The following is a 9,773-nucleotide window of genomic DNA, read 5'->3' as shown; positions in this document are numbered from 1 at the left end:
GCTAAACATTTAGAGCTAAACGTGAGGACCAGAGATGCGAACGATCGTGGTGACCGGCGGCGCGACCGGGATCGGGCGGGCGACCGCCGAACGATTCCGCGCGGACGGGGACGACGTGGTGATCACCGGCCGGCGGGCCGACGTACTCGAGAAGACGGCGGCCGACCTCGGGGCCAGGGGAGTGGTGTGCGACGCGACCGACCCGGCGCAGGTGGAGCGGTTGCTGGAGGAGTTGCCCGAGCAGGTCGACGTACTGGTCAACAATGCCGGCGGCAACACCGACTTCGGCCGGCCGGACGGCGGTCTCGCGCAACTGAAGGCGAACTGGCTCGCCAACCTGGAGGCGAACCTGATCAGCGCGGTCCTCACGACCACCGCGCTGGCATCCCGGCTGACCACCGCCGTCGTCCACCTCGGCTCGATCGCGGGGGCTCGCGGGCCCGGCTCGTACGGCGCGTCCAAGGCGGCGCTGGCGCTCTGGAACGCCGACGTCGCGGCCGAACTCGGGCCACGGGGAGTCACCTCGAACGTCGTCGCGCCGGGTTTCACCGCCGACACGGAGTTCTTCCAGGGCCGGCTCACGGAAGAGCGTCGCCAGACGTTGCTGCAGGCAACATTGACCAAGCGTGAAGGTCAGGTCGAGGACATCGCCGGCACCATCCACTTCCTCGCCTCGCCGGCCGCCCGGCACCTCACCGGCCAGGTGCTGCACGTGAACGGCGGTGCGCTCGTCACCCGTTGACGGCTGACAACGTGGGCCAGGTGTGACAATGGGCGACATGCGTCCCACCGTCAAAGATGTCGCCAAGCTGGCCGGGGTGTCGCCGAAGACGGTGTCCAACGTGATCAACGGCGTCGTGTTCGTGCGTCCGGAGACCCGTGCCCGGGTGGAGAGCGCGCTCTCCGAGCTGGACTACGTGCCGAACATGAGCGCCCGCGGGCTGCGCAACGGCCGGTCCGGCATGATCGCGCTGGCGCTGCCCGACCTGCTCCGGCCGTACTCCGCCGAGATCGTGCACCTGGTCGTCGAGCTCGCCCACGAGCGCGGCTGGGGCGTACAGATCGAGCAGACCGCGTCCGAGCCGAACCGCGAGTTCGAGCTGCTGTCGAAGGCCCGCGCGTACCTGGTCGACGGCCTGATCCTGAACCCGGTGAACCTCGACGACAGCGCGGTGATGTCGGCCGGCCCGCTGCCGCCGGTGGTGCTGATCGGTGACGTCGACCAGGACGTCGTCAGCCAGGTCGCGATCGACAACGTGGCCGCTGCCCGGGACATAACCAAACACCTCCTGGCCCAGGGTTGCCGCCGGATCGCTGCCGTCGGTACGCCGGAGGTCCCCCGGGGATCCAGCGGCGCCGGCATGCTCGGCGGCTCGGCCGAGTCACCCGGTACGGCGGCCTCGCGGCTGCGCACCACCGGGTACTGCGAGGCGCTCGAGGAGGCCGGCGTACCGATCGATCCGGCGCTGCAGATCCCGCTGGACCGCTGGCGGCCGGAGGGTGCGGCGACCGTGGTGGCGAAGTACCTGACCGAGCATGAGCTGCCGGATGCGTTCTTCTGCTTCACCGACTCGATGGCGTCCGGGACGCTGTCGGCGCTGTGGGGCGCGGGTGTGGACATCCCGGGGCAGACGCTGGTCGCCGGCTTCGACAACATCCTCGAGAGCCAGTTCATGATCCCGCCGCTGACCACGATCGACTTCGACCGGCGGGCGTTCGTCGCGGCCGCGCTGGACCTGCTCGAGGAACGGATGGCGGACAAGGGCGCGCCGCCGCGCCGGGTGATGATCCCGCACCGGGTCGTGGAGCGGGCCAGCACCGCACGCTAACGGACACGTTTCAGCAAAATCACACACAAGATGCTTGTCTGTAGCATTCCAACGATGTAATCATCGGTCCCGCCCCCAAAGGAGACCGAATGAGTGAAGATTTCTCCCGGCGCAGTCTGCTGAAAGCAGCTGCGGCGCTGGCCGGTGGCGGGTTGCTCGTCGGCTGCGCACCCGGTGCGTCACGCGCGACGACCGACCTGAGCTACTGGCACCTGTTGACCGGCGGTGACGGGACGGTGATGGCCGGCCTGGTGGACGCCGTCAACGCCGCGAACCTCGGCTTTCACGCCACCCAGACCGTGCTGGCCTGGGGCCCGCCGTACTACACCAAGCTCGCGATGGCCTCGGCCGGCGGGCGCGCTCCGGACGTCGCGATCATGCACGCGTCCCGGATCGCCGGGTACGCGCCGGGCGGACTGCTGGAGCCCTGGGACCTCGACCTGCTCGCCGAGGCCGGCCTGCACGAGAGCGACTTCCCGGCCCGGGTCTGGGAGAAGTGTCACTACGACGGCAAGCTCTACGCGATCGCCCTCGACACGCATCCGTTCGTGCTCTACTACAACACCCAGCACGCCGAGAAGGCCGGCGTCACCGAGGCGCTGCACTCGATGAAGAGCCCGGAGGAGTTCACCGAGGTCGCGACCAAGCTGCAGCAGGTCACCAAGAAGCACGGCCTGTCGTACGGGTACCTCGGCGACGGCTCGCAGATGTGGCGTTTGTTCTACACGTTGTACCGGCAGACCGGCGCGGACATGAAGCTCGTCCCGGGTCAGCAGGCGCAGGTCGACAAGGACGCGGCGGTCAAGACGCTGACCTTCATCCGCTCGCTGCTGAACGACAAGATCGCCTCCCGCAGCGGCGACGGCGGTACGGCGACCAGCGAGTTCCTGCACGGTGAGAGCGGGATGTTCCTGGGCGGAGTCTGGGAGCTTCCGGTGCTGAAGGACGCGAAGATGCCGGTCGACGCGTTGCCGATCCCGACGCTGTTCGGGACCCAGGCGGCGTACGCCGACTCGCACACGTTCGTGCTGCCGCGGCAGTCGAAGGTGTCGCCGGAGCGCCGCAAGCACGTGTACACGATGGTCGCGGAGATCCTGAAGCGGTCGGTGAAGTGGGCCGGCGGCGGACACATCCCGGCGTACCAGCCGGTGGCCAAGAGTGCGGAGTACCAGGCGTTGAAGCCGCAGTCGAACTACGCGGGCATCCCGGCGTACGTGAACTACGACCCGGACGCGTGGTTCACCGGGGCGGGCAGCGACTTCCAGAACTACTTCGCCGAGAACGTGCAGAACGTGTTCCTCGGCAGTGGTGATCCAGCGGCCGGCTTCGACGGTTTCGTCGCCCGGCTGAACAAGTTGCTCGACCGTCCGCAGCCGGTGTGAGAGGAGAGTCCAAGATGTCGACTGCTATCGACACTCCGGCCGCGGTCGCGGAGGAGAACCCGGCCAAGGGCCGGGCGCGTGCGAGGCGCGGTGAGACGCTCACCGGGTGGGCGTTCGCGGCGCCGTTCGCCGTCCTGTTCGTGCTGTTCCTGGTGGTACCGGCGGTGTACGGCCTGTACCTGAGTTTCACCGGCGAGACGCTGACCGGCGCGGGCAGCGGACTGGTCGGGTTCGCCAACTACCGCGAGGCGCTGACCGACCCGGACATGTGGAAGTCGCTCGGCAACACCTTGTGGTTCACGGTGCTGAGCACGATCCCGCTGATCGTACTGTCGCTCGCGCTGGCACTGCTGGTGAACCTCGGTCTCCCCGGCCGGTGGTTGTGGCGGCTGTCGTTCTTCATGCCGTACCTGCTCGCGTCCACGGTCGTGGTGATGTTCTGGAGCTGGATGTACAACCCGACGCTCGGGCTGATCAACGGCGTACTGGCGAAGGTCGGGATCGCGCCGGTGGCCTGGCTGCAGGACCCGAAGGTCGCGATGATCTCGGTCGTGATCACCACGCTGTGGTGGACGATCGGCTTCAACTTCCTGCTGTACCTCGCGGCGCTGCAGAACATCCCCGAGCAGCAGTTCGAGGCGGCCGCGCTGGACGGCGCCGGCAAGTGGCGGCAGCTGTTCTCGATCGTGATCCCGCAGCTCGCGCCGACCACCGCGCTGCTGGTCACGCTGCAGCTGCTCGCGTCGCTGAAGGTGTTCGACCAGATCTACATGCTGACCAACGGCGGACCGGCCGGGAAGACGCGCTCGATCGTCGAGTACATCTACGAGTCCGGCTTCACCGGTTACCGGTTCGGCTACTCGTCGGCCATCTCGTACCTGTTCTTCGCGCTCATCGTCCTGGTGTCGCTGGCGCAGTACAAGCTGATCAACCGCAGGAGCGCCGCATGAGCTCATACGCACGAACGCACAAGCCGGGCGAGAACCCGTGGGGCGTGTCCCGACTCGTCGCGCTCCTGATCCTCGCGATCCTCGCGATCACCTGGCTGGTCCCGTTCGCCTGGTCGGTACTGACGTCTTTGAAGAGTGAGGCGGACGCCGGGGCCTCGACGCTCAGCCTGAATCCACCCGACGGCTTCAGCTTCGCGGCGTACCGCAAGGTGCTGTCGGCCGGCGACATCCCTTCGTGGGCGTGGAACAGCCTGATCACGTCGGTCGCGATCACGCTGATCACGGTGGCGACCTCGGCGCTGGCCGGGTACGCGTTCTCGCGGGTGAACTTCAAGGGCAAACGCTGGCTGTACGCCGCGATCATCGCGGCGATCATCATCCCGCCGCAGCTGCTGATCGTGCCGCTGTTCCGGCAGATGCTCGCGTTCAACCTGGTCGACACCTACTGGGGGATCATCCTGCCGCAGGCGTTCGCGCCCGCGATGGTGCTGATCCTGAAGCGGTTCTTCGACCAGATCCCGACCGAGCTGGAGGAAGCGGCCCGGGTGGACGGCGCCGGGCGGCTGCGGGTGTTCTGGTCGATCGTGCTGCCGTTGTCGCGGCCGATCCTGGCGGCGGTGGCGATCTTCGTGTTCATCGGCGCCTGGAACAACTTCCTGTGGCCGTTCATCGTGACCACCGACGCGCACCTGATGACGCTGCCGGTCGGCCTGCAGACAGTGAAGAGCGCGTACGGCCTGCAGTACGCGCAGAACATGGCGTCCGCGATCCTGGCCGCGCTGCCGCTGGTCGTGGTGTTCCTGTTCTTCCAGCGCCAGATCATCAAGGGCATCGCGACGACGGGCTTCGGTGGCCAGTAGTCAGGCCGGGGGTTACCTGAGTTTTCCTGAGAGTGCGATTCCGGTACGCGGGATTCCGATCACGATCCCTTGAAAACGTCGTCACTCTCAGCGAGGGTTGGCTGATCACTTCCGCGTCGTTTCCGGGTGCGGGAAGGACGGGGAAGTGTGCGGCCGTGCCTTGAGGACGTCACGGCCGTTACCGCCAGCACTCGGGGGCAGTAACGATGAGAAGGGGGAAGTGTGTCAGCGATGAGTAGGCTCGCCGGGCAGTGCCGTGACGTGAGGAGTCACGGCAACGAAGGTCTCGGACGGGCTGCGATCCAGCCGGCGGTGTGCACCGGCATCCACGAGGTGACCTCGTCGATCCCGTCGGTGCGGCCGCGACGCGTGGCGGTGCTCAGGTTGAGCAACGGTATGACGACCACGCTCCGACTCAGGGCCGGTGCGCAGGCACCGGCACCTGGAAGCACGGTCTACGTCCAAGGTGGCCGGGGCATGGGTGACTCGCCCGCCTCAGGTGGGGTCATCCTCGCGTCGAGCGAGCCTGTCCGGACGGCGACGATCTGAGGGACGATCTGAGTCAGTGACTCGCCGGTCTCAGGTGTCCAACGCCCAGCTGAGCCCGGCAAGTCCCTGGACCAGTCACTCCATCGGATCCGTGAACTCGCGGATCTCGATGGGGGAGTACGGGGCCTCGGGGAGGCGGGTGGCGATCTCGGTCGCGCGGTCCAGGCTCGCGCAGTCCACGACGTAGTAGCCGGCCAGCACTTCCTTGGCCTCGGTGAAGGGGCCGTCGGTGACGGCCGGTACTCCGTCCTGAACGCGGACCACGCGGGCGTTGGCGGTGGTGAGGCCGATGCCGTCCACCAGTTCGCCGCTCGCCGTCAGCTCCGCGCTGAGCTTGTGGTGCTGTTCCATCACACCGTCGATGCCCTGCTCGTGCAGGGCATCCCAGGTTTCCTGGTTTCCGTAGATCAGCAGCATGTACTTCATTGCTTCACGGTAGCGACTACCAGGTCGCACCGGCAGGCTGGCGGGTCGTGGTGTTCAGGCGGTTGAACAGGTTGGTGAGCGCGATCATCAGGATGATCCCGGACAGTTCCTTCTCGTCGAAGTGGTCGGCCGCGGCGTTCCAGATCTCGTCGGAGACCGCGGTCGGGTTGTCCGCCAGCCGGGTCGCCGCCTCGGCCATCTCGAGTGCGGCCCGCTCGGCGTCGGTGAACAGGTCGGAGTCCCGCCAGGCGGCGACCTGGTGCAGCCGCTCGTCGGTCTCGCCGTTCTTCAGCGCCGACTTGATCCCGCCGAACACACACGGGGAGCAGCCGTTGATCTGGCTGGCCCGCAGGTGCACGAGCTCCAGCACCTTGCCGTCCGCCCCGGACTGCCCGATCGCCTTGTAGATGTTCTGGATGCCCTTGGTGGCGTCCGGCAGGATCATCGCGGGGTTGGTCATCCGTGCTTGCATCGTGGTTTCTCCATCAGGGTCTTGGTTGCTTTCATTCCCTTGACGGATGCTGCGCGGCGGATGTGACAGCGAAGCGGAGATCTTTCGCCAGCCGGGTTTCCACCGGTACGGCGGGATCGGAGTACTGCCCGGTCAGGCACACGGGACCGGCGTACCCGAGCTGCTGCAGCGCCGCGAACACGGCCGGCCAGTCGGACAGCCCGTCCTCGGCCTCGACGAAGTTCGTCTTCCAGCCGCCGTCGGCGCGGACGTAGTGGACGTTCTTCAGGTTGACGATCCCGAGCCGGTCCGCGCCGAGCTCCAGGGTCACCGCGGGATGATCGCCGGCCAATGCGTCGTGCGCCGCGTCCCACACGAGCTTGAACCGCTCGGGCAACCCGTCGAGCAACTGCAGTACGCCGAGCGTCGACGACACGTACCGCCCATGATGCGGCTGTACGCCGACCTGTACGTCGTACCGTTCCGTGAGTACGACGGCCCGCTCGAGCAGTTCGCGGTTGCGCCGTACGGACGCGGCGTACCCGTCCGCGCCGAGGTCGGCCATGATCCGGATCATCGGTACGCCGGCCTCCGCGCAGGCGGCGAAGACCGGCTCGGACAGGTCGCTCGCGACGCTGATCGGTTCGATGCCCTCGGCCCGCAACTGCGCCGCGAACTTGGGCAGCTCGGCCTCCGCGGTCGCCGGCGTGACGTACGCCGTGTCCCGCACCGGCACCTCGGCGCCGCCGAACCCCAGGCCGGCGATCAGCCGCCCGAGTTCGGCACCGGGCAACCCCGCCCACGGTTTGGTGAAGACGGACCACAGATACGACATCAACGGCCTCCCAGCCCACTCATCGTGATACCTCGGACGAACCAGCGTTGCGTGAGGAAGAACAGGACGATCAGCGGGATCGTCGTGACGGTCGCGGCCATCAGCAGCAGGTTCCACTGGGTGCCGTTGGTGTCCTGGAACACCTGCAGCCCGACGGACGCCGTCCGGGTCGCGTCGCTGTTGGAGATCACCAACGGCCACAGCAGGTTGTTCCACTGCCCGATGAACTTGAAGACGGCCAGCGTCGCGATGGCCGGTACGGCCAGCGGCACGATCACGCGGACGAACGTCTGCCAGCGGTTCGCGCCGTCCAGTCGCGCGGCCTCCTCGTAGTCGCGCGGGATCCCGAGGAAGAACTGCCGGAGCAGGAACACCCCGATCGCGGTGAACGCGTGCGGCAGGATCATCCCCGGCCAGGTGTCGATCCCGTGCAGCTTCGCGACCAGCACGAACTGCGGGATCAGCGTCACCTGCGACGGGATCATCAGCGTCGCGAGGTAGATCCCGAACAACCAGCTGCGGCCGGGGAAGTTCAGCCGGGCGAACGCGTACGCCGCGAGCGCCGCGGTGACGGTTTCGAGGAGCGTCGTACCGGCGGCGAAGTAGATCGTGTTCAGCAGGTACTTGCCGAGCGGTACCAGGTCGAACGCGCGGGTGAGGTTCTCCGGATGCCAGCTGCTCGGCCAGAACGCCGGCTTCGCGGCCATCGACTCGGCGTCGGACTGGAACGCGACCAGCACCATCATCACGACCGGGATCAGCGTGACGCCGGTGACGACGAAGCAGGCGAAGACGACGAGCTTGCGGCGGATCTCAGTTGTCATAGTGCACCAACCGGCGCTGGAGCAGGAACTGGCCTGCGGTGATGATCACGATGAACGCGAACAGGACCAGCGACTGCGCGGCGGCGTACCCCTGGTCGTAGTTCTCGAAGCCGGTCCGGTAGATGTACATGACCAGCGTGGTGGTGCGGGTGCCCGGGCCGCCGTTCGTCATGATCAGCGCCTGGTCGAACACCTGGAACGAGCCGATCACCGACGTCACGATCACGAAGAACAGCGCGGGGGAGAGCATCGGCAGCGTGATGTGCCGGAAGCTGTTCCACGGCGACGTACCGTCCACCCGGCCGGCCTCGTACAGCTGTTGCGGGATCGCCTGCAGACCGGCCAGGAACACCACCATGCCGAACCCGAAGCTCTTCCAGACGCTCATCAGGATCAGCGCCGGCATCGCCCAGGTGTCCGAGATCAGCCAGGACGGACCGTCGATCCCGAACCAGCCCAGCACGGCGTTCACCAGTCCGTCGTGCGGGATGTAGAGCCAGATCCAGACGAACGCCACCGCGACCGTGATGGTTGCGTACGGCAACAGTAGGAGGCTGCGGAAGACCGCGATCCGGCGCAGGCCCTGGTTGAGCAGGAGTGCCAGCGCGAGGCTGACCAGGATCGTCAGCGGGACGCTGACCAGCGTGAAATACGCCGTGTTGCCGAGTGCCGCCCAGAACGTCGGGTCCGGGCCGAGCCGGGCGAAGTTGCGCAGACCGGCCCAGGTCGGGGCGCTGAACAGGTTCCAGTTCAGCAGCGAGATCACGCCCGCGGCAACGACCGGTCCGGCAGTGAAGATCAGGAACCCGGCCAGGCTGGGCAGGATGAACAGCCAGGCCGTGAGTGATTCGCGGTTGCGCCAGGCCATCGTCCTCACCCCTTCCTGGCCGTGGCTTGCCTGACGGTGTCGAGATGCTGCCGCATCAGTACGTCGAGCCGCGGCGTCAGGCCTTGGATCGCGTCCGCGACCGTGACCTGGCCGAGGAACGTCCGCGGCAGATCCTGACCGAGCAGTTGCTTGACCTGGTTCCAGTTCGTGGTGACGTCGAACGCGTGCCCGCCGGCCAGCTTGCCCGCGAGGATCTCCTGGACGATGCCGAGGTTGTCCGGCGGCGGCTGGAACGCACTGCCCGCGCTCAGCCGGGCCGGGTTGTTGCGGCCGGCCTTCGCGTAGATGTCGAGCGCGCCGGTGCTCGTGAGCGTCTTGAGCAGCTTCCAGGCGAGGTCGAGCTGCGGCCCCTCGCGGACCCCCGACGGGATCGCGAAACTGGAGCCCGAGACACGCGGCGTACTGCCGTTCGCACCGGCCGGGAACGGGATGATGTCCCAGTCGAACTTCGCCTTGCGGGCGTTCACCACCTGCCACGGGCCGTTCTGCATGAACGCGACGTTGCCCTGCAGGAAGTTCGCCATCGAGCTCTCGGTGACCAGGTTCTTGATCGGTGGGGTCACCTGGTCCTTGACGAACAGGTCGATCACGAACTGCAGCGCCTGCATCGCCTCCGGGTCGCCGAGCGTACTGCGGGTCTGGTCGGCGCTCATCACGTTGCCGCCGGCGCAGTAGATCCACGAGACCAGGTCGTCGATCGCCGGCGCGCAGGTGAAGCCGTACTGCTCGCCGGGTTTCGTGAGCTGCTTCGCGAGGTCGCGGAACGTTGCCCAGGACA

General features: G+C 67.3%; 12 protein-coding genes. 6 read left to right on the top strand and 6 right to left on the bottom strand.

The features are described 5' to 3' along the window. Window positions 1-34 precede the first annotated feature (34 nt). The 6 genes from VFF46_RS18565 to VFF46_RS18540 all read left to right on the top strand — a co-directional run bounded on the left by VFF46_RS18565 (window position 35) and on the right by VFF46_RS18540 (window position 5,570). Window positions 35-742: an SDR family oxidoreductase gene (locus VFF46_RS18565; protein ID WP_325038400.1), complete on the top strand. Its 708-nt coding sequence runs from the start codon at window positions 35-37 to the stop codon at window positions 740-742. A gap of 37 nt (window positions 743-779) precedes the next feature. Further along, window positions 780-1,829 (top strand): LacI family DNA-binding transcriptional regulator, encoded by a 1,050-nt coding sequence (locus VFF46_RS18560; RefSeq protein ID WP_325038399.1) that lies wholly within the window; start codon window positions 780-782, stop codon window positions 1,827-1,829. A gap of 89 nt (window positions 1,830-1,918) precedes the next feature. Further along, window positions 1,919-3,211, top strand: coding sequence for an extracellular solute-binding protein (locus tag VFF46_RS18555; RefSeq protein WP_325038398.1), 1,293 nt, complete (start codon window positions 1,919-1,921; stop codon window positions 3,209-3,211). Between the two features lie 14 nt (window positions 3,212-3,225). Then, window positions 3,226-4,161 (top strand): sugar ABC transporter permease, encoded by a 936-nt coding sequence (locus VFF46_RS18550; RefSeq protein ID WP_325038397.1) that lies wholly within the window; start codon window positions 3,226-3,228, stop codon window positions 4,159-4,161. Then, complete coding sequence (locus VFF46_RS18545) at window positions 4,158-5,021, top strand: carbohydrate ABC transporter permease (protein ID WP_325038396.1); 864 nt, start codon at window positions 4,158-4,160, stop codon at window positions 5,019-5,021. Before VFF46_RS18550 ends, VFF46_RS18545 begins: the two co-directional genes overlap by 4 nt. Before the next feature lie 231 nt (window positions 5,022-5,252). Continuing rightward, entirely contained in the window at window positions 5,253-5,570 is a 318-nt protein-coding gene (locus VFF46_RS18540; RefSeq protein WP_325038395.1) for a hypothetical protein, read from the top strand. Window positions 5,571-5,645: 75 nt separating this feature from the next. On the opposite strand, the gene VFF46_RS18535 is transcribed toward VFF46_RS18540, so the two are convergent. The 6 genes from VFF46_RS18535 to VFF46_RS18510 all read right to left on the bottom strand — a co-directional run. Then, window positions 5,646-5,996 (bottom strand): YciI family protein, encoded by a 351-nt coding sequence (locus tag VFF46_RS18535; RefSeq protein ID WP_325038394.1) that lies wholly within the window; start codon window positions 5,994-5,996, stop codon window positions 5,646-5,648. 16 nt (window positions 5,997-6,012) lie between these two features. After that, window positions 6,013-6,468, bottom strand: coding sequence for a carboxymuconolactone decarboxylase family protein (locus VFF46_RS18530; protein WP_325038393.1), 456 nt, complete (start codon window positions 6,466-6,468; stop codon window positions 6,013-6,015). A gap of 31 nt (window positions 6,469-6,499) precedes the next feature. Then, a complete protein-coding gene (locus VFF46_RS18525) occupies window positions 6,500-7,282 on the bottom strand; it encodes a sugar phosphate isomerase/epimerase family protein (RefSeq protein WP_325038392.1) in 783 nt (260 codons plus the stop codon). Then, entirely contained in the window at window positions 7,282-8,106 is an 825-nt protein-coding gene (locus tag VFF46_RS18520; RefSeq protein ID WP_325038391.1) for a carbohydrate ABC transporter permease, read from the bottom strand. The genes VFF46_RS18525 and VFF46_RS18520 overlap by 1 nt, the downstream gene beginning before the upstream one ends. Next, window positions 8,096-8,974 carry a sugar ABC transporter permease gene (locus tag VFF46_RS18515; protein WP_325038390.1) on the bottom strand — a complete coding sequence of 293 codons (879 nt, stop codon included), beginning with the start codon at window positions 8,972-8,974 and terminating at the stop codon, window positions 8,096-8,098. The genes VFF46_RS18520 and VFF46_RS18515 overlap by 11 nt, the downstream gene beginning before the upstream one ends. Before the next feature lie 5 nt (window positions 8,975-8,979). Then, window positions 8,980-9,773, bottom strand: a 794-nt coding sequence (locus tag VFF46_RS18510; protein WP_325038389.1) for an extracellular solute-binding protein, incomplete at its 5' end; no start/stop codon positions are given.

The sequence above is a fragment of the Kribbella sp. genome (assembly GCF_035655035.1).
In the GTDB taxonomy this organism is placed as follows: Bacteria; Actinomycetota; Actinomycetes; order Propionibacteriales; family Kribbellaceae; genus Kribbella.
The sequence above is the reverse complement of the archived record's forward strand: the minus strand, read 5'-3'. Positions and strand labels throughout refer to the sequence as shown.